General features: G+C 52.1%; 16 protein-coding genes and 5 tRNA genes. 2 read left to right on the top strand and 19 right to left on the bottom strand.

Going from position 1 to position 19,521, the window contains the following annotated elements:
- Positions 1 to 41 precede the first annotated feature (41 nt).
- The 17 genes from rpoB to FJ146_01875 all read right to left on the bottom strand — a co-directional run bounded on the left by rpoB (position 42) and on the right by FJ146_01875 (position 14,981).
- Positions 42 to 4,187, bottom strand: coding sequence for a DNA-directed RNA polymerase subunit beta (gene rpoB / locus FJ146_01795; protein MBM4250687.1), 4,146 nt, complete (start codon positions 4,185 to 4,187; stop codon positions 42 to 44).
- Between the two features lie 292 nt (positions 4,188 to 4,479).
- Complete coding sequence (locus FJ146_01800) at positions 4,480 to 4,857, bottom strand: 50S ribosomal protein L7/L12 (GenBank protein ID MBM4250688.1); 378 nt, start codon at positions 4,855 to 4,857, stop codon at positions 4,480 to 4,482.
- 61 nt (positions 4,858 to 4,918) lie between these two features.
- A complete protein-coding gene (locus FJ146_01805; GenBank protein ID MBM4250689.1) occupies positions 4,919 to 5,449 on the bottom strand; it encodes a 50S ribosomal protein L10 in 531 nt (176 codons plus the stop codon).
- Positions 5,450 to 5,487: 38 nt separating this feature from the next.
- Positions 5,488 to 6,183, bottom strand: a complete 696-nt coding sequence (locus tag FJ146_01810; protein ID MBM4250690.1) for a 50S ribosomal protein L1 — start codon at positions 6,181 to 6,183, stop codon at positions 5,488 to 5,490.
- A 106-nt stretch (positions 6,184 to 6,289) separates the two neighbouring features.
- The gene (gene rplK, locus FJ146_01815) at positions 6,290 to 6,715 is read right to left on the bottom strand and encodes a 50S ribosomal protein L11 (GenBank protein ID MBM4250691.1); all 426 of its coding nucleotides are present in this window, start codon (positions 6,713 to 6,715) and stop codon (positions 6,290 to 6,292) included.
- 111 nt (positions 6,716 to 6,826) lie between these two features.
- Complete coding sequence (nusG, locus tag FJ146_01820) at positions 6,827 to 7,417, bottom strand: transcription termination/antitermination protein NusG (GenBank protein ID MBM4250692.1); 591 nt, start codon at positions 7,415 to 7,417, stop codon at positions 6,827 to 6,829.
- 62 nt (positions 7,418 to 7,479) lie between these two features.
- Positions 7,480 to 7,917, bottom strand: coding sequence for a preprotein translocase subunit SecE (gene secE / locus FJ146_01825; GenBank protein MBM4250693.1), 438 nt, complete (start codon positions 7,915 to 7,917; stop codon positions 7,480 to 7,482).
- A tRNA-Trp gene (locus FJ146_01830) sits at positions 7,885 to 7,960 on the bottom strand. Before FJ146_01830 ends, secE begins: the two co-directional genes overlap by 33 nt.
- Positions 7,961 to 8,017: 57 nt before the next feature.
- Positions 8,018 to 9,214 carry an elongation factor Tu gene (gene tuf, locus FJ146_01835; GenBank protein MBM4250694.1) on the bottom strand — a complete coding sequence of 399 codons (1,197 nt, stop codon included), beginning with the start codon at positions 9,212 to 9,214 and terminating at the stop codon, positions 8,018 to 8,020.
- 89 nt (positions 9,215 to 9,303) lie between these two features.
- Positions 9,304 to 9,378 (bottom strand) — tRNA-Thr (locus FJ146_01840).
- A gap of 46 nt (positions 9,379 to 9,424) precedes the next feature.
- Positions 9,425 to 9,501 (bottom strand) — tRNA-Gly (locus FJ146_01845).
- Positions 9,502 to 9,619: 118 nt separating this feature from the next.
- Positions 9,620 to 9,705: transfer RNA gene (locus tag FJ146_01850), tRNA-Tyr, on the bottom strand.
- A 36-nt stretch (positions 9,706 to 9,741) separates the two neighbouring features.
- A tRNA-Thr gene (locus FJ146_01855) sits at positions 9,742 to 9,817 on the bottom strand.
- Between the two features lie 144 nt (positions 9,818 to 9,961).
- On the bottom strand, positions 9,962 to 10,792 hold the full coding sequence (locus tag FJ146_01860) for an RNA methyltransferase (GenBank protein ID MBM4250695.1): 831 nt from the start codon (positions 10,790 to 10,792) through the stop codon (positions 9,962 to 9,964).
- Positions 10,789 to 12,027 (bottom strand): DUF4388 domain-containing protein, encoded by a 1,239-nt coding sequence (locus FJ146_01865; protein MBM4250696.1) that lies wholly within the window; start codon positions 12,025 to 12,027, stop codon positions 10,789 to 10,791. The genes FJ146_01860 and FJ146_01865 overlap by 4 nt, the downstream gene beginning before the upstream one ends.
- A gap of 31 nt (positions 12,028 to 12,058) precedes the next feature.
- A complete protein-coding gene (locus FJ146_01870; protein MBM4250697.1) occupies positions 12,059 to 14,314 on the bottom strand; it encodes a HAMP domain-containing protein in 2,256 nt (751 codons plus the stop codon).
- A gap of 7 nt (positions 14,315 to 14,321) precedes the next feature.
- Positions 14,322 to 14,981 carry a hypothetical protein gene (locus FJ146_01875; GenBank protein MBM4250698.1) on the bottom strand — a complete coding sequence of 220 codons (660 nt, stop codon included), beginning with the start codon at positions 14,979 to 14,981 and terminating at the stop codon, positions 14,322 to 14,324.
- Between the two features lie 143 nt (positions 14,982 to 15,124).
- On the opposite strand from FJ146_01875, the gene FJ146_01880 reads away from it, so the two are divergent.
- On the top strand, positions 15,125 to 16,033 hold the full coding sequence (locus FJ146_01880) for a hypothetical protein (GenBank protein ID MBM4250699.1): 909 nt from the start codon (positions 15,125 to 15,127) through the stop codon (positions 16,031 to 16,033).
- A gap of 43 nt (positions 16,034 to 16,076) precedes the next feature.
- On the top strand, positions 16,077 to 16,505 hold the full coding sequence (locus tag FJ146_01885; protein MBM4250700.1) for a nucleoside deaminase: 429 nt from the start codon (positions 16,077 to 16,079) through the stop codon (positions 16,503 to 16,505).
- A 21-nt stretch (positions 16,506 to 16,526) separates the two neighbouring features.
- Here FJ146_01885 and FJ146_01890 read toward each other — a convergent pair whose 3' ends face one another.
- Positions 16,527 to 16,976 carry a hypothetical protein gene (locus FJ146_01890; protein MBM4250701.1) on the bottom strand — a complete coding sequence of 150 codons (450 nt, stop codon included), beginning with the start codon at positions 16,974 to 16,976 and terminating at the stop codon, positions 16,527 to 16,529.
- Positions 16,977 to 17,033: 57 nt separating this feature from the next.
- Positions 17,034 to 19,502 carry an acyl-CoA dehydrogenase gene (locus FJ146_01895; GenBank protein MBM4250702.1) on the bottom strand — a complete coding sequence of 823 codons (2,469 nt, stop codon included), beginning with the start codon at positions 19,500 to 19,502 and terminating at the stop codon, positions 17,034 to 17,036.
- Positions 19,503 to 19,521: the final 19 nt, after the last annotated feature.

Raw genomic sequence — 19,521 nt, forward strand, 5'->3', positions numbered from 1 at the left:
CTCCTCTAAACTGAGGGACCTGTAGCAAAAAAAACACCGAGTTACTGCTGCTGTAGCCCATCGATACCAGTCTCCTGCCCGTCATCACGGATCAGGTTAACGTCTAGGCCTAGGCTCTGAAGCTCTTTCACCAATACGTTAAAGCTTTCTGGCAAGCCCGGAGTCATCGCGTTCTGACCCTTGACAATCGATTCGTACATACGTGTACGACCAAGCAAGTCGTCGGACTTGACTGTCAGGAACTCTTGAAGGGTATGGGCTGCACCGTAGGCTTCCATCGCCCACACTTCCATCTCTCCAAGACGCTGACCACCGAACTGAGCCTTACCACCCAACGGCTGCTGGGTGACAAGTGAGTAAGGTCCAATCGAACGAGCGTGAATCTTCTCATCAACCAAGTGATGAAGCTTGAGCACATACATGACACCTACGGTCACTCTGTTATCAAACTTGCTACCGGTACGACCGTCGTATAAATCGACCTGCCCGTCTTCGCTGAGACCAGCGAGTCGCAAATGACTCTTGATCTCGGCTTCGTTAGCGCCGTCGAACACGGGATTGGCGAAGTGCACACCTTCACGGTACTTCCGAATAAATGTCTTGAGCTGATCGTCAGTTGCGGACTTAACGAAAGCTTTCACTTCCGCATCATCCCAGATCTTGAGAATATATTCCTCAACCGCCTTACGGTCGAAGGTGGCCTCGAGCATCTCATTGAGCCGCTCACCAATCCCTTTAGCAGCCCACCCTAAGTGGGTCTCAAGAATCTGACCGATGTTCATCCGCGAAGGTACACCCAGCGGGTTTAACACCACGTCCACCGGCCGGCCGTTCTCCAAGAAAGGCATGTCTTCTTCCGGTAGAATCCGGGATACTACACCCTTGTTGCCGTGACGGCCTGCCATCTTGTCGCCAACCTGCAGCTTACGCTTGATGGCGATGTAAACTTTGACCATTTTGATCACACCAGGAGGAAGTTCATCCCCCTTCTTGATCTTCTTGATCTGCTCTTCCGTCATGAAGCGGATAAGGTTGATCTTATCACGTAGGTTGTCTAGAGCCTTACGCAACAGACCGTTCTTTTCCGCACTCTTGAGGCTTAGTTGCTCCCAAAGTACGTAGTCGAGACCTTCTAAGAAGTTCAAGTCGACTACGGTGCCCTTCTTAACCACAACATCAGCACCATCTTTAGCCTTCACGTCAGCAGCGAGCGCGTCGCCGCCGGAGATCCGCGCCATCTTACGGATAGCGGAGTCCTTAATGATGTTGATACGGTCAGTCTCGTCTTTCCGTAGCTTTTGAATCTCAGCTTCTTCAATCTGTGTGGAACGGACATCTTTGTCCGCCCCGGCTCGAGCGAAAACCTTCGCACCGATGACCGTACCAACCACACCTGGAGGTACTCTCAGAGAAGTGTCACGTACGTCACCGGCTTTCTCGCCGAAAATGGCACGCAGTAGCTTCTCTTCTGGAGTCAGCTGGGTCTCACCTTTCGGAGTGATCTTCCCAACGAGAATGTCATTTGGCTGAACCTCTGCGCCGATGCGGATAATCCCCGCCTCGTCCAAATTGCGCAGCGCATCTTCACCTACGTTCGGGATATCACTTGTGATCTCTTCCTGACCTAACTTGGTGTCACGAGAGATACATTCAAATTCTTGAATGTGAATCGAGGTAAACTGGTCCTCTTTGACCACCTTTTCAGAGATCAAGATGGAGTCCTCGAAGTTGTAACCACTCCAGGGCATGAACGCCACGACGACGTTCTGACCCAAGGCCAACTCCCCAGTTTCGATACCGAAACCATCGGCGATGATATCGCCACGGCGGACAACTTCACCCTTTTGCACGATTGGACGTTGATTGATGCAGGTATCTAAGTTGGATCGCTTGTACTTCTGCAAATTGTAGATATCAACGTCCGCGCCGACCTCAGTGAGCGCCTCAGGATCGTCTTCGTTCGTCTTGATGACGATACGGTCCGCATCCACGGACACTACAGTACCGTCGCGCTTAGCGACGACAGCAGCACCGGAGTCACGGGCAACCGTCAGCTCGAGACCGGTACCAATTAACGGCGCCCGGGTCTTCAGCAGAGGCACAGCTTGCCGTTGCATGTTCGAACCCATCAGGGCCCTGTTAGCATCGTCATTCTGAAGGAACGGAATGAGCGACGCAGCGACCGACACCAACTGATTGGTCGACACGTCCATCAGGTCAGCTTCTTCTGCCCGTGCGATTTCACTTTCACCTTGACGACGGACACCGACTAACTCGTCGGGTTTATGTGCATCCGGCAACGCAGCCTGTGCAATCACGTGATCGCGATGCTCTTCCGACGCAGAGTAATAACGCACGGTGGGAGCACCATCTTCCGCCCGGAGGTTTTTGTATGGTGTCTCGATAAAGCCGTAGTCGTTGACACGCGCATAGCTAGCCAGCGACGAAATAAGACCGATGTTAGGACCTTCAGGCGTTTCTACTGGGCAGATGCGGCCATAGTGAGTCGGGTGAACGTCCCGCACTTCAAAGCCCGCGCGCTCACGCGACAGACCGCCTGGTCCAAGCGCTGACAAGCGCCGCTTGTGAGTTACCTCAGAAAGCGGGTTTGTCTGATCCATGAACTGGCTCAGCTGAGAAGACCCGAAGAATTCCTTCACCACAGCTGAAGCAGGCTTGTTATTGATAAAATCGTGCGGCAATAACGTGTCCACATCCTGCAATTGGAGACGCTCACGAATGGCGCGCTCAATACGCAACAGACCGATACGGTATTGATTCTCGAGAAGCTCGCCCACAGCGCGCACACGACGATTGCCTAAGTGGTCAATGTCGTCAATTTCGCCGTTACCGTTCTTCAACCGCAGCAGGTAGCCAACGGTCTTAAGAATGTCGTCTTTAGTCAGAGTTCTCTGCTCTAGGGGCAGATCTAGGCCAAGACGCTCGTTCAGTTTCAAACGACCTACCGTACTCAAATCGTAGCGATCGGAGTTGAAGAATAGATTGTCGAAAAGAGCGCGCGCCGGCTCGATAGTTGGTGGATCACCTGGCCGTAGGCGCTTATAAATCTCCAGAATCGCAGCATCTTGCGTCTGAACACCACGGTCGCTCACCAAGGTATTCCTGAACGAGGCATCAGCGTTCACCTGGTCCATGAACAAGATATCGATCTCGTCCACACCGCGTGAAATGATCTCCTTGATCAGCTCTTTGTCAAGGTCAGCGTTCAACGGAATGATTACATTGCCGTCGCGATCCTTAACATCTGCGGCAAGAACTTTGCCCACCATATCATCAACCGTCAGGACCTGATATTCAAGACCTGCCTGCTGCATCTGACGGATCATCCCTTGGGTAATCCGACGATTCTTTTTGACATAAATCTTATCCGAGTCCGGATCTTTGATGTCCGCCGAAGCACGTTGACCGCGCAACAACTCGAAGTTCAATTTCTTCTCAAATTTGCCCTCACGTACCCGAATCCGCTCCTTCTCGTAGAAGTAATCGAGAAGCTGCGCTTCCGTGAAGCCAAGCGCCTTGAGCAGCGTCGTGGCATGCAATTTACGCCGCCGATCGATCCGAACGTGCAGAATGTCCTTCGAGTCAAACTCGAAATCCATCCAGCTACCACGGTACGGAATAATCCGGGCGGTGTAGAGTAGTTTCCCGGTCGCACTGTTGCGGCCTTTGTCATGGTCGAAGAATACACCGGCTGAACGATGCAGCTGGGACACAACAACCCGCTCGGTCCCGTTGATGATGAACGTACCCGAATCAGTCATCAGGGGGATCTCACCGAAGTAGACCTCTTGCTCCTTGACATCGCGGATCGTCTTCACCCCTGAGTCCTTGTCGACGTCCCAGACAACCAGACGGATGACTACCTTCAAGGGAGCCGCAAAGCTCATCCCTCGCTGGCGACACTCGTCCACAGTGTACTTGGGCTCCTCGAACGCGTAGCTCACGAACTCAACGGACGCAGTCTCCTGGAAGTCCTGAATCGGGAATACCGACCGGAACACGCCTTCGAGCCCGACGTTCTTGCGCTTGTCGGGATCTACTGCCATCTGCAGGAATTGTTCGTAGCTGTTACGTTGGACTTCAATCAGGTAAGGGATTTCGACAGCAGGAGGAATTTTGGCAAAATTCTTCCTTGGCCGCGTAAAGGATGCTGCCAGGGAGGTCATAGGGCTCTCCTAAAGATCCAAGGGAAAGCGGGCTCTAGTCACGCCGCCTAGCTGTGACATAGGCACGCTTCAGGTCGCACTGCAAGATTCGCAAACTGGCTAATCATTTCCATAGGCTTGACAAATGTCAACAGATAATATCCATGACACAAAATTAAGCCCCGCCTAGGCGGCGACACGCATCAATCCCGTCAGGGTCCATAGACACTCGGCATTGACGCAGTCGGCCACCAAAGGCGGTTCTAACTGCCAAACTTCAAATGAAGCCTTCTCAGATAATGCTAATCCGAACTTATTTAAGCTCGACTTTAGCACCAGCTTCTTCAAGCACTTTCTTGATCTTAGCGGCTTCTTCTTTCGAAACGCCTTCTTTAACAGTCTTTGGCGCGCCTTCAACCAGGTCTTTAGCTTCTTTCAAGCCTAGACCAGTGATCGTACGGATCTCTTTGATCACGTTGATCTTTTTGTCGCCAGAGTTAGCTAGAACGACGGTGAACTCAGTTTGCTCTTCAACTGGAGCTGCTGCTGCTCCAGGGGCGACTGCAACAGCTACTGGAGCCGCTGCACTCACGCCGAACTTGTCTTCAAGTTCCTTAACCAGCTCAGCTGCTTCAAGCAGCGTCAGGTTTTCCAAGAATGTGATCACCTGTTCTTTTGTCACGCTCGACATACCGTACTCCCTCCTCAACCTTCGGCGCCCGTCGCGATCCGAAGCGGTATACATTTACCTATTAGTTAGCTTTCTTATCCTTGATCGCGTTGATGACTTGCACCAACTGACGTGGAACACCGTTTAGAACACCAAGCAGACCACGATGTGGTGCCACTAGCGTGCCAACTAGGCGCGCTAGCAGAACGTCCATCGTCGGCAACTCAGAGATCGCCTTCAGGTCAGCGGCAGACACGCCTTTGCCGTCTAGTACTCCGCTGGTAACTTTGAAGTTCTCTTTATCTTTTGCAAACTCCAGTACAGACTTGGCAGCCTGGGCCGGATCACCGTAAATAATTACTAGCCCAACAGGACCCTTTAGAGACCCAGAGATAGCCCCTACGTTTTCAGCTTCTTCGCGAATCGCTACCTTGGTTACACGGTTCTTCACAACCCGGAATTCAGAGTTGGACTCGCGCAACTTCACCCGTAATTCAGTGAGCTCTGCCACTGTCAATCCACGGTACTCTGCAACAATTGCGGCGTTAGCCTTCTTGAGACGCTCAGCTATTTCGCCCTTAAGCTGATGCTTGCGAGCTTTTGTCATTGCCATGGCGTTATACCCTCACCTACCTTAGGACATGAGACTAATTAGAGACGGAACGGAGCCGGGTCAACTTTGACACCAGGACTCATCGTTGACGACAAACCGATACGCTGTACGTATGTACCCTTCGCTGTTGCTGGCTTAGCTTTCACAAGCGCGTCCAACACAGCCTTGGCATTTTCCACCAGTTTATCTTCATCGAAGCTGACTTTGCCGACTGGACAATGAACAATACCGGCTTTGTCGACACGGTATTCCGTACGGCCAGCTTTTAGCTCGTTGACTGCCTTCAAAACATCGAAGGTAACGGTACCAAGTTTTGGGTTAGGCATCAGGCCACGGGGACCTAGCACTTTACCTAGTTTACCAACCACACCCATCATGTCCGGGGTAGCGATAACTTGATCGAAATCCATCCAGCCACCTTGAATCTTGGCTGCTAGATCATCGCCACCAACCTCTACGACACCCTCGACCTTTGCTTGAGTTGCTTTCTCACCCTTAGCAAACACGATAATGCGCACACTCTTGCCTAGCCCATGAGGGAGCGGCACTGCGCCACGTACGTTTTGATCAGCCTGCCGCGGATCTACACCCAAGTTGACGACGAGATCAAGGGTAGCATCGAATTTGCAGAAGGTGGTTTTCTTGACGAGACCGACGGCCTCAGACAGGGAATATTGCTTTACAGGATCCACAGCGCTCTGCGCCGCGCGGTATTTTTTACCACGTTTAGCCATTGTCTATTCTCCGTAGTTCAAGCGAGTAACCTCAAGGGCTACTCTCCTACTATGTCGGCCTCAAATGAGGCGTTTAACCAAAACCTAGATACACCAAATCACCGGATTAGCCTTGAACCTCTAACCCCATGCTGCGGGCAGAGCCAGAGATAATCTTCACAGCTGCAGCTTCATCGTAGCAATTAAGATCTTTCATCTTGATTGCCGCAATTTCTTTAACTTGAGCGAGGGTTACCGAGCCACATGTTGCCTTACTCGGGGTCTGCGAACCCTTTTCGATCTTAGCTGCTTTTTTGAGCAGGTCAGATGCGGGCGGACTCTTGGTGATGAAGGAAAAAGACTTATCTGCGTAGACCGTAATAATGGTCGGCAGAATAGAGCCAATTTGCTTCTGAGTCCGCGCATTAAACTCTTTAGTGAACGCCATAATGTTGACGCCACGCTGGCCTAACGCTGGCCCTACCGGGGGCGCTGGATTGGCTTTGCCGGCTGGGATTTGCAGCTTGATATAGCCGACGATCTTCTTTGCCACCTTCAACTCCTTACCAATAACTGGTAGCCGAGAAACCTGGAAAACGGAAGACACGCTTTATACGGAAACCACAATCTGAAGTCAAGCGGTCATTAACTATTATTGAGCGCTTTAGCTCAATTTTTGTACCTGACCGTAGTCCAGCTCTACTGGGGTTTCTCTTCCGAAAATACTTACTAAAATTCGTAACTTCATCTTATCCGCCTGCACGGCTTCGACGATGCCGTCGAAGTTGGTAAAGGCGCCATCAATAACCTTAACGGACTCACCCTTCTCAAAGGTTTGCGTCGAAGCCTGTTGCTTCGTCTGCTCTTTGATGGTTTCAGGTGAGGTGAGACGCAGAACTTCCTGATCCGTAATGGGTCTAGGATTCCGAACATTTCCCACAAATCCCGTGATCTTCGGAGTATCGCGCACTAAATGGTTAGTTTCCTCGGTCATCTCCATCTCAACGATGATGTACCCCGGAAACGCGTTGCGCTCGACTTTCTTTTTCTTGCCGCTCTTCAGGACAGTTTCCTGAGCAGTCTTAGGCACTACGATCTCGCCAAATTTTTCTTCCATCTTGTTGAGTTTGATGCGCTCAAGCAAGGTGGACTTGGCTTTTTCTTCAAACATCGAGTAGGTATGTACCACATACCACTTGAATTTTGGATTCTTAGCTGCGACTGGCACTGCAACTGTGCCGTCTTGCCCCGTCATGTTAGATTCATCGCTCATTACACTCACCATATCAAACCAAGCTAGGGGCAATCCCCGCCGTGTTATGCAATTAAATGCTTCAATGTCCACGACCAAAAGAAATCGAAAACACCGACTATGACCGCAAAAATACCGACTACTATACAGACCACTAGAGTCATGCGTTTTGTATCTGGCCAGCTTGGCCATGCAACTTTACGTAATTCCCCGATCGCTGCAAGGAAATACTCATTGCGTGCAGGGTCGGCCCTCAAAGCCCATGCCGCACCCACACCTGCAGCACCACTCACAAGGTAGGCTGCGTAGTGAAACCACTCAAACCGCTCAAGCCATCCTGTCTGAATACCAATCGTCTCCGCCGCCTTGAACGTGACGTAGGCAGTGAGAAGCAAAAACACGATATAGGCCGCATTCAACCAAAAAGCATCGTCTTTCGCCACGGGATTAGTCCTCAGTCTGGATGAAGGTGGCAGGCGAGGAGGGATTCGAACCCACAACATGCGGATTTGGAATCCGCCGCTCTACCATTGGAGCTACTCGCCTGTAACTTTATGTCAGCAAACCAAAAAAACCGGGGCTCACGCCCCGGTTTAAAACTACTTACTCAGTAATAATCTCAGCTACAACGCCGGCACCAACGGTACGGCCACCTTCGCGGATAGCGAAGCGAAGCTCTTTGTCCATGGCGATCGGGGTCAGTAATTCAACATCCATGTTCACGTTGTCACCAGGCATCACCATCTCGACGTTAGCCGGCAGGGTGATGGTACCAGTCACGTCAGTTGTACGGAAGTAGAACTGGGGACGGTAGTTCTTGAAGAATGGGGTGTGGCGGCCGCCTTCTTCTTTGGTGAGAATGTAAACAGAAGCTTTGAACTTCTTGTGAGGTTTGATCGTGCCTGGCTTAGCCAAGACTTGGCCGCGCTCAACGTCTTCACGCTTGGTACCGCGGAGCAGTACGCCCACGTTGTCACCAGCCTGACCTTGGTCGAGGATCTTACGGAACATCTCAACGCCCGTACATACGGTCTTTTGAGTGTCACGAATGCCCACGATTTCAAGTTCTTCGTTGACTTTAACCATACCGCGCTCGATACGGCCAGTAACTACTGTACCGCGACCGGAAATCGAGAAAACGTCCTCGATTGGCATGAGGAACGGTTGGTCAACTGGACGCTCAGGGATTGGGATCCACTGGTCGCAGTTATCGATAAGTTCGACAACTTTTTTCGCCCAGTCGTCTTCGGCAGTGCTGGCTTCAAGAGCTTTCAAAGCCGAGCCCTTCACGATCGGGGTGTCGTCACCTGGGAACTTGTACTGGTTGAGAAGCTCGCGAACTTCCATCTCAACGAGGTCGAGAAGCTCAGGATCGTCAACCATGTCACATTTGTTCATGAAGACGACAATCTTTGGCACGCCGACCTGACGAGCGAGCAGAATGTGCTCACGTGTCTGGGGCATCGGGCCGTCAGCAGCGCTAACGACGAGGATAGCGCCGTCCATCTGAGCAGCACCGGTGATCATGTTCTTAACGTAGTCGGCGTGACCGGGGCAGTCTACGTGCGCGTAGTGGCGCGTCGCAGATTCGTACTCAACGTGGGCGGTCGAGATCGTGATACCACGAGCCTTCTCTTCCGGCGCCTTGTCGATTTGATCGTACGCCATGAACGAGCCGCCGTACTTCAGTGCCATAACTTTGGTGATCGCCGCGGTCAGCGTGGTCTTACCGTGGTCGACGTGACCGATAGTACCGACGTTAACGTGTGGTTTTTTACGTTCAAACTTTTCCTTAGCCATCTGTTCCTCCCGCTATGGCGTACGCGCCTCGAAACTTTCTTTTTAAATTTCCACTGATCTACTCTGCGGCAGATCACTTGGTCGTTTGATGGAGCCCGGGATGGGAATTGAACCCACGACCCCGTCCTTACCAAGGACGTGCTCTACCACTGAGCCACCCGGGCTTGCTCTCACCTAACTTATAGACACCATCTGCTAACACACTTGTAATGGAGCGGGAAACGGGATTCGAACCCGCGACCCTTAGCTTGGAAGGCTAATGCTCTAGCCAGCTGAGCTACTCCCGCCCTGTACCGCCGCATCCTAGCTGATTTGCCAGAATATGAAATGAGAATTTGCAGCGAGGCCTAAGAAAGACATCATGCTTATTCTCTCAACCCCTCATCGCGACGATCAGATGGGAGGTGGTGGAGGGTGAAGGATTCGAACCTTCGAAGACGTAAGTCAACGGGTTTACAGCCCGCCCCCATTGGCCGCTCGGGCAACCCTCCACATCGAAACACTGGACACGTTACTGAAGTGACGTCTGGAGCTGGCGAAGGGACTTGAACCCGCAACCTGCTGATTACAAATCAGCTGCTCTACCAATTGAGCTACGCCAGCGAGCCGTGATCTCCACCGCCATAACCAAACTACCACTACCTGACTTTCCCAGTTGGCAATTTGACCCCAATGGAATTAGCCAATGGATTCAAGAGGTTCCCCGGTTAGTCGAGACAATTGGATACTATAGGTTCGACACTGGTGTCAAGGCGTTGCCGCTCCGACCCTTGTAAATTCACACAAAAAAATACCGGCCGCAACAGAGACATTCAAGGATTCGAGCCCTGAGCCCAGGCTCGGAATAGCGGCCAATCGGTCACAAGAGTCCGTAACTTGTTTGGAAAGTCCGGTATCTTCGGCCCCAAGTACCAGCACAACTTTTTCATAAGTGGAGGCTAGCGTGCGGAACTCCTCGCCCCCCATAGCGGCTCCGATGATCCAATAGCCCTCGTCTTTGAGCGCGCTCAATGCCCGGTTTAGATTCACAGTAATGACCAGGTCGGTTAACGCAAACCCCCCTTGGGCGGTGTTAACTGATGCTTGCGTAAGCAGAACCTGACGGCGCTCTGGAACTAGAACCTCTTTGACCCCGAAAAAGGCCGCGCTTCTAATGATCGCGCCCAAATTACGAGGATCGGTCACATGATCGAGCGCGATAATCACATCTTTTTTCCGCGGTTTTAAACGCTCGACTAAACCGTTAAAAGTTTTAGCCTGAAATTGAACAAGTGCGGATAAGGGAGCAGCCTGTGGCATATCCCTCTCGATGATGCGCTGCCTCAGCGGTACGGGTAGCGCGTACTTTTGTTTCAATTGTTCGGCCTGCAGTTTAGCACGCTCGACATATAGAATCTCTTTAATACTACCTGGTGCAAAACGGGCGTATTCACCAATCGCTGATTCTCCATCGACGTGAAATTCCCGCGGCGCAAAGGGATCGGCCTTAGCATCATCTCGCGCTGCAGAGCCGCTTCCCTGGTGGCGACGGCTACGCCGTGAACCGGTGTCACGTTTACCCACTTTTGCAGTCTTCATGTATTTCCCGTCCGCAGTTCATGTCTAATGGCTTGCGCAGCTTTAAAGTCCAAATGGTCACCGGTTATTTGCAGCATGAATTGAATGACGCTTTCGATTCTGTTCACCACGACCTGCAACCGATCTAGACTATCCTGCGACTGGCTTATAATCGAAATCACGCAATCGCGCTCGAGATTACCCAGATCGTCCACGAAGAATGTCTGTATACTCGTATCATTCAACCGTTCAATGAAATTACGTAAATCCGCAATAGGGAAATCCTTTTGCGCAGTGGTAAACACTTTGCGCAAGGACTGCAAGACGAAGGCGTAGCTGTCGAGCGTATTCTTCAGCGCTGCCATTGTCGGTGACATTTTGGGTAAAGGATCGTTGTCGGGAATGATTTTGCAGATGCCAGAATTCACTAGATGCATCAACGCCCCAACTGTGTAAGCGTCAATGAGCTTAGACTGATCTAGAAGGGTCTGCACGCTGCGTTCTTGCGCGATCAGAGAGATAATATCACCGTAAAATGTTCCAGCTGGATATGTCAGTTGCAATGTTTCCACGCTTGATTGCAGTGCAACTTCTGTCTCTGCCCGCAGCCTCGAAAGGAACGCACGGTATGCCGCGCCATAGCTGAAAGCCTCTTGTACCAACTGCGCGAAGCTTTCGGCAAACACAACTTCCGTGCTGGGTGGCGCGGCAACGGGATGGATTTCACAAAATAGCTGATCAGACATAAATATCGATCTGAGGATTTGACGCACTTGGAGCTTCAGTGCATCCCAGAGATCCACTTTAGTAAGTATACTGCTTGAGACGAGAACCTGACCAAACTTTCTAACTTTGGTCACCTCAGCGGCTGATGATGTCAGATCATCTAGGGAGATCTTAGACTCACGAAACAGCACCTCACCAAGTCGGTCATCGATCAGGTTCGAACCAGCAAACACCAATTTACCATCGTTCAGAAAGAGCCTTTTTACGCCAAATCCAGTGTCCACAGCAACGACACCACTGAAACCTGACTGCGCGAGACCGATTAAAAAATCGCGCATGACAAAGACACTGAGACTTGCAGTGCCGCGGTTTTGCTTATTCGCGTTTTGTAACATGTCATCCGAACGCAATAGTATGCGATTTTCATCAAGCAGTTCCGCGCGCCAGGGCGATTGTTCTGTAGCTTCGGGAAATCCCGCAATCAACAGTGCGTCGTTCTGTCTCTCGACTGTCAGGTTTACTCCGTCCATACGTTCCCCTTTTTTGCGATCTGAACTTTTCCTATACCAATGTCCCACCAGTCGGCAGTTCAATGACGATACGCGTACCACAAGGCTCATTGTCGAGTAATCTTAGATAACCACCATGATCCGTTATAATCTGTGCAACAATCGCTAAACCTAGGCCCGTACCACCATCTTTGGTCGAAAAATAAGGCTCCATTACCCGATCACGAAACTGATGCGGAATACCGGCACCATTATCCATAACTTCGATCCGTACTGTGCTTAAATCATCCAACATTGATGATTTGAAACTGATCTTCGGTTGGGGACGATCATCAGGAATAGCGGCGATCGCATTCTCGACAAGGTTCACAAAAACGCGGTTCATCTGATCTGTATCAATCGGAAAATTAGGGATTTGCCCAAGTCCCTGAGTATCAAAATTGATCGTGGGGTAACTCATTTTGTATAGACCAGCAACATCAGCTATGACTGTGTTAATGTACGCCATTTGCAGTTGTACTTGAGGCAGCCTGGAAAACTTCGAGAATTCATTGACCAAATCACGCAGCGAATCCACCTGTTTCAGAATCGTTTGCAAACACGATTCAAAAACCTCCAAATCTTCACCAGCAAATTTTTCATGGAAGCGCCGTAGTAACCGCTGAGCGCTCAACTTAATTGGTGTCACAGGGTTTTTGATCTCATGAGCAATGCGTCTGGCGACCTCCCGCCATGCAGCAATCCGCTGCAATTTGACTTTCTCTGTTGCATCATCAAAAATGACGACAATCCCCAAATCTACACCAGCCTCATCAGCAATACGGGCACCATCCAAAAGGAGTGTCTGTGGACGGCCAGCGATCACTACTTCAAGTTGAGCGCTATAGAGATCGTGTGACGACAGACCGTCTGCAACAGGCAACCAAAGTGCCGCGTACAGCTCGGCATCAAAAGCCGATCTTACCGGCACACCAATTAATTTTGAGGCATTTAGGCCGAGAATCTGTTCAGCTGCATCGTTAACGGCAGTGATACAGCCATTGTTGTCAAAGGCAATAACGCCGGTGGTGATACTTTTTAGAATCACCTCCATGTACTTGCGTCGTCTATCAAGCTCATCGTTACTTCTAACAAGCTGTTTACGTGCCACCTCGGCTAGCGACCTATGACGCTGTAAGTCATGGGTCATCAGGTTAAACGAACGGACGAGCTGTCCGGTCTCATCTTCGGTCCGAGCAGCCAACGCCACACCATAATTACCAAGAGCTACCTCCCGCGTACCTTCGGCCAAGGCGCGAATCGGATCTGTGATACCACGAGCGACATAAAATCCGAGCCAGACAGCAGAGAACAGCACTAATAAGGTCATGACTATTAACAAAATCAGATAACTTAACTTGATTAACTGCGCCCCAGGCCTGAGATTGGCAAAACTATTCTGAACAGCCTCAATGCTCCGAAGCATCTGTGTTTCGAATCGAGTTTCGGCAACTACTAATCCGATGAGGCGCCGGGTCTGATTTTGCAGCAGTGGAGCTACCCCTTTGACTACATCCTGCTGCGATTCACCGATCACAGCACTGGCGGACTGCATGCCAGGGTTACGGCTAAACCTCTCAAGAATTTCAGTGACAAACGGATCCGCTTCACTACTTTGCTTCTGGCTTGTAGGACGACTCGACCATAATAATTTGCCCCCGCGGTCGTAAACGGACACCTGATCTAGACCGTACTGAGTATCGAATGCATCCAGTAAATGAGCTGGTATGGTAAGTTTATATGCCCCAATGACCGGCGGCTCAATTAGTGCGGATCTCAGCCGCTGCCCTGCGACTTTAGCCAAACTCTCAAGGCGCCGTTGATCCTGCCTGTATACGCGCTCGCTAACTTGCCGGGTCTCTTCCATTGTGGCGCGCACTTTGTCCGAAAACCACTCATCGAAACTATTCACGATAAAGCGCGCCGATACGTAAAAGAATAGAATGGTTGGTGCTAACGCAAAAAATACCAAGGTTGCAACCAACTTGGTCCGCAGATTGCTTCCGAAGACTCCGCGGCGGCGCTCGACTACCAACTTGGCAACGTTACGAAAGAGGAGAAAACCTAAAGTCAGGATGAGGATGACGTTAAAGTTGATCAGGCCGAAGTAGACGACCGTGGTCACAAAGTCCTGATTTTTGGCGAAGGTTTCGCTCAGCCCGAATAGCCTAGTCTCTAGCCGTGACAAAAGCACCAGGACTACCGAAATAAGTGCGATAGCGGCAAATTCTCCCATCCGTCTTCGCTCTGCTGCCGCTCGCGGTGCCATGACGCGGTTACTCCGTCACAGTCACTGGGATCACCGCGAATACACGCCGATCACGTTCAAACCTAATCTCATATTTTCCGTCAACTGATTGATTGGCAAACCGCACTTTCACCGACGCATCGTCACCGAGATTAGTGACCACTCTATCCACTTTAAATTGGTCGCTAGCCTTCACCGTGACTTCGTCGCCTGGTCGCACAATTTTGAGCTGCTGATTTATACGGATCTCTGCGTATCGCAAACTGGGGTCGATAACACGGATAAAGGCTGCACCGTGTAAGATGTCTTGTGACGTTGCCAAAATGGACCAGACTTCACCGCGTCGCCCCTCTGAATACCATGAACTGAGACGATCGGTCCTGAACCGAACTCCACGGTCCTCGCCCACGATTTTACTGGGACTTTTAAATCCAATGATATCCACTTGCTTAACTGCGACCTCTGGTGAGATCAGCTTGGCCTCTGCCACCTCTAATTCATCTCCGCGCATGACTGAGACTTCCTGGCCATCCTTCAATCGCACAGACTGTCCGTTTATCTTAAGGACAAAATAGTCCAAGCGCCCACTATCCACGGCGGGCTTAGCTTTTGTAAGAAGCTCTGGACGCACCCAGGCCAATTGGGTGCAGCTCGCTATGGCCGCTAGAAACAGGAATCGCGATTTCACGGTGGAGCCTCGCTCATTGATCTAGTCCGAGCCTTCAGTCTACCATGGCAGCCAAGGATGATGGCAGTTCTCATTGAATTACCCACACAGGGCTGTCAGGATACGAAATGATAGGCTGAGATCTGGCAAAAGGAGGAGCGACCGTGATCCTGGATCAAAACAGCGTCACCCTATTTGCAGAGCACCTCAAGTCGCGAGGCAAGCAGCCAGCGACCATCGAATCCTACTGTCGCGATGCTAGCGGGTTTGTCAATTATTTGCGGAACCATCGCTTGACTGTGGATCAAATTGAGCCAGGCACCCTGTTGGCCTATCAAGATCATTTGCGTGCGGACCTCACTGAGCGGGAGAATTCCGTGCGCCGCACCGTCATCGGAATTCGGCAGTATTTCCGGTTTCTAACCGACAAATCGCTGGTAAAAGCCAGCCCCTTTGACTCCGTTGCCATCCCGCAGCGTGATGATCGTCTGCGCCGCGGACTGGAGATCGAAGTCATAGCACGGTTACTGGAGGCCGCGAGCCAAAGTCAGCCCAGCTGGAAGGGGACCCGCGACGCGGCTATTATTGCGCTGCTTGCCTACGAGGGGATCAAGGCCAACGAGATCATCGCCCTAAGGTGGTCCGATCTCATGACAGACCTCGCGACCGCTTATCTTCACATCGGAGGTTCTCGTGCCCGTTCGATACGCCTGGGTCCTGAGTCCCACCGCTTACTTGCCGCCTACCAGCGGCAATACCACACGCTCAATCACCCCGTGCTTTCTCAGGCAAAAGAAAAGCTGATGTTCATCTCTTTTAAGGGACGAGACGCCAGCTGCCCCTTGCCCAATATGACGCGCCACGGCCTCAAGTTCATCGTCTACGAACTGGGCGACAAAGTCGGCACCAAGAGCCTTAACACCGAGCAACTGCGGCATTTTGCCGTCACTCACCTTATCGCCCAGGGAATGGCCCCGGATGATATTATGGCCCACCTTGGCTTGCGCCGCTTGGGTAATATCGCTAAACACTTGGCGAGTGTTGATCACGCGCGTCTAGCTAATTTGGTTTGATGGAAATCTAGTGATTGAATCTAAAGTTGAAGACCTAAAATGGATGCAAGAAGCGCTGGTCCTTGCCAGGGCGGCAGCTCAACGTGGTGAAGTCCCGGTTGGCGCCGTGATAGTCCATGAGAATCGACTCATCGCGAGCGGTAGCAATACGCGCGAGGAGCGTCAGGAGGCTATTAGTCATGCAGAGACAGAGGCTATTTCAGCTGCCTGTCGCGCTCTTAGTAGCTGGCGACTTAGCGGCTGCACTCTCTACGTTACCCTTGAGCCTTGCATCATGTGTGCTGGCGCCATTTATCAAGCGCGACTCGATCGTGTCGTGTTTGGAGCCATTGACCCTAAGGCTGGTGCCCTGGGTAGCCTCTACCGCATTCACGAGGACACGCGACTAAACCATCGACTCCCCGTGGAGGGCGGCGTTCTAGCCGGGGATTGTGGCGCTATATTGAAGGAGTTTTTTCGCGCCAGGAGATAACTCTCTGCCAGCTCCGGCAAGTCACGGGGCTATGAGTCGGTTGATCTTGATGGTTACACCTTCGTCACCCAACCTAACAGGATAAACCTCGCCGACTAAGTCTCCAGGCTGATCGGGGCCCGCAGTGCCATCGACATCCAATCTGGCCTTGAGTTTGAAGGTATCAGGCCAGGGCTCATCGCCCATCATGCGCTGCATGTTATCTTTGGTCAGCACAAACTCATAAAACTCACCTTGGGCGTCGGTCCCCAGAGTCTTACGAAATGCCCCTAACGGCATCGGTCGATCAGGCCCTGTCGCAATGATGAAAAGTGTCTGCACTCCGCGAGCACTAGCCACTAACTCTTCACCTATAACGACCGAACCGCGGGCAAAAGCGTGAGAGGTCTCACCCATTTGACCCGCGGTCACGATAGCTGCAAGTAAGATCACGACACCACCGCCTAATCCCCACCACCCTAACTTCTTCATCTTCGTTCCGTGTCCATGGCCGTGATCTTACCGCTGACTCATTTGACCCAAACTAACTCAGGTGCCAAAACCACGACGGTTGACCTCTGAGTCGAGCAGAGTTGGTCGGAACTCGTCAAGTGTAAAGGAGTCAACTTTGACCGCCTCTTCCCGTGCCGTGTTAGCCGATTCCAAGAGTGCTGCTTCTTTGTCCGTTATCACTTGCGCTGCGAGCGCCTCTTTAACCAAAAGGTTGGCGCGACGTTTCGGCAATTTTCCGGCCTTAACCGCCTTAGTAATCTTCGCCAGTACATCAGTGGCTAGATGCGACAACGTGAACGCATGTTCGATCAAATTGTTGCTGGCAGGCAGAAGGTCTCCGATGATACCTCGGGTCATGTCATCACGGAAGGCTCCTGGCTGCTGAATCGCCTTAGCGAGATCATGACCGAGCTGATCAGACGGCATGGAACCGAGGCGGTTCAGTCGAGACCAGAATGCAATGGGACCGCGGAAGAACCAACCGATTCCAGGCACCTGGAAATTACTGAAGATGCCGTCGAATGCCTTTTGCATTTCGGCGAATGCATACTGGATCGCCCATTCGAACGCCACCCTGTGTTCTGCCTTACAGCCCTCAGCCTCATAGCGGCGAAGAATGGCCGTCGCCAGATACATCCATGATAAAACATCAGCGTAGCGACCTGTAAGCTTCTCCTTCAGCTTCAAACTGCCTCCGAGACTACCCATCGCGATATCTGCCATAATGGCAAACGATGCCGAAGCCCAGGAAAGTTTGCGGTAATAGCGCGCAACCGGACTACTAGGAGCAGCGGCAAGGCGACCGCGGCTGAAACTCAGCACGACCGAGCGGCAGGCATTGCGTACTACATGTCCGACGTGACCCCAGAAAGCGCGGTCAAAAGACGCGTAGTCCTTGTCCATCAGTGCTTTTACTTCTTTGTAAGCGTAGGGATGGCACCTGATTGCACCTTGACCGAAAATAATCATTGTCCGCGTCAGTATGTTGGCGCCTTCGACGGTAATGCTGATGGGGGCGGAGATGTAGGCATTCGCTACTTGGTTACGGGGACCGCGCGAAATGCCTGCACCACCCAGCACGTCCATGGTGTCGTTGACCACCTTCCGACCCAGCTCGGTTTGGTTGTACTTTGCAATAGCTGAGACCACGGCAGGCTTCTTGCCAGCATCCACCGCACCAATCGTGAATACGCGCGCAGCTTCCATCGCGTATGTGATGCCGGTAATCCGTGCAAGTGGTTCTTCAATGCCTTCAAACTGGCCGATAGAGATCCCAAACTGACGACGCACAACAGCATAGGCACTCGCAAGACGCGTCATGAGCTTAGCTCCACCCGCAGCTTGCGACGGAAGCGATACTGCACGCCCTGCAGCCAAGCATTCCATCAACATTTGCCAGCCCCGGCCTGCACCGTCGGCCCCGCCAATGATTTGGTCAACCGACACGATGACATCTTTACCCGAAGTCGGGCAGTTGTAGAACGGCACACCCATGGGGTTATGACGCTGCCCGAGCACGACGCCCTTGGTATTGGCCGGCACCAGCACGCAGGTGATTCCGAGGTCTTTACCTTTGCCGAGTAGATTTTCCGGGTCGTACAGCCGCACCGCAAGCCCGACTAGAGTGGCAACCGCAGCAAGGGTAATATAACGCTTATCCCAGTTGAGGCGCAGATAGAGATGCCCATCTTCGCCGCGGAATACAGTCGCACTGGACTGAAGCGATCCTGCATCGGACCCCGCATTGGGCTCCGTCAAAGCAAAACAGGGAATCTCGTCCCCACGAGCAAGCCGCGGCAGGTAGTATTGCTTTTGCTTGTCGGTACCGTAATGAGCCAGGAGCTCAGCCGGACCGAGGGAGTTAGGCACCATGACCGTTATGGCCAGCGGCCCGGAGTGGGTTGCTAAGTGAGCAATCACTTCGCTGTGTCCGGCCGCAGTGAACCCGAGCCCACCGTACTCTTTCGGGACGATCATACCGAAGAACCGTTCTTTCTTCAGGTAGTCCCAGACCGCAGGGGGTAGGTCCTTGTTTTTGTAGATCTCCCAGTCAGAGGCTAGCGAGCAGACCGTTTTGACCTGATTTTCGAGGAAAGCCTGTTCGCTCGCAGGGATTTTGGCGTACGGCTCATTACGGATTTGATCGTAGTTTGGCCGCCCTGAGAAAAGCTCCGCATCCACCCACGTGGTGCCCGCTTCAAGCGCGACGCGCTCTGTCTCAGAAATGACGGGCATTAGCTTCAACCGGTCCATCAGCTTCGCGATCGGAATCGAAAGTGCTACGCGACGAATCGGGGGAAGGTTAAGTAGCATAAGACCCCCTGACACCGCTGCTAAAACCGGCACCGGTGCGCCTGTGACCCACATCATCGCGGCAACGCCCAGTGTCCACAGAGCAAATGGTGCTCCGAGGAACCCGAGGGTCAGAACGCAGGCGCCAATTGCGAGCCAGCCTCCGACCGGAGCAGCAGCGAGTAACCAACCGTAACCCAGCAGATTTTCCATGATGACCTCCCAGCGGCCG

The sequence above is a fragment of the Deltaproteobacteria bacterium genome, assembly GCA_016874735.1.
Classification (GTDB): Bacteria; Bdellovibrionota_B; Oligoflexia; order Oligoflexales; family CAIYRB01; genus CAIYRB01.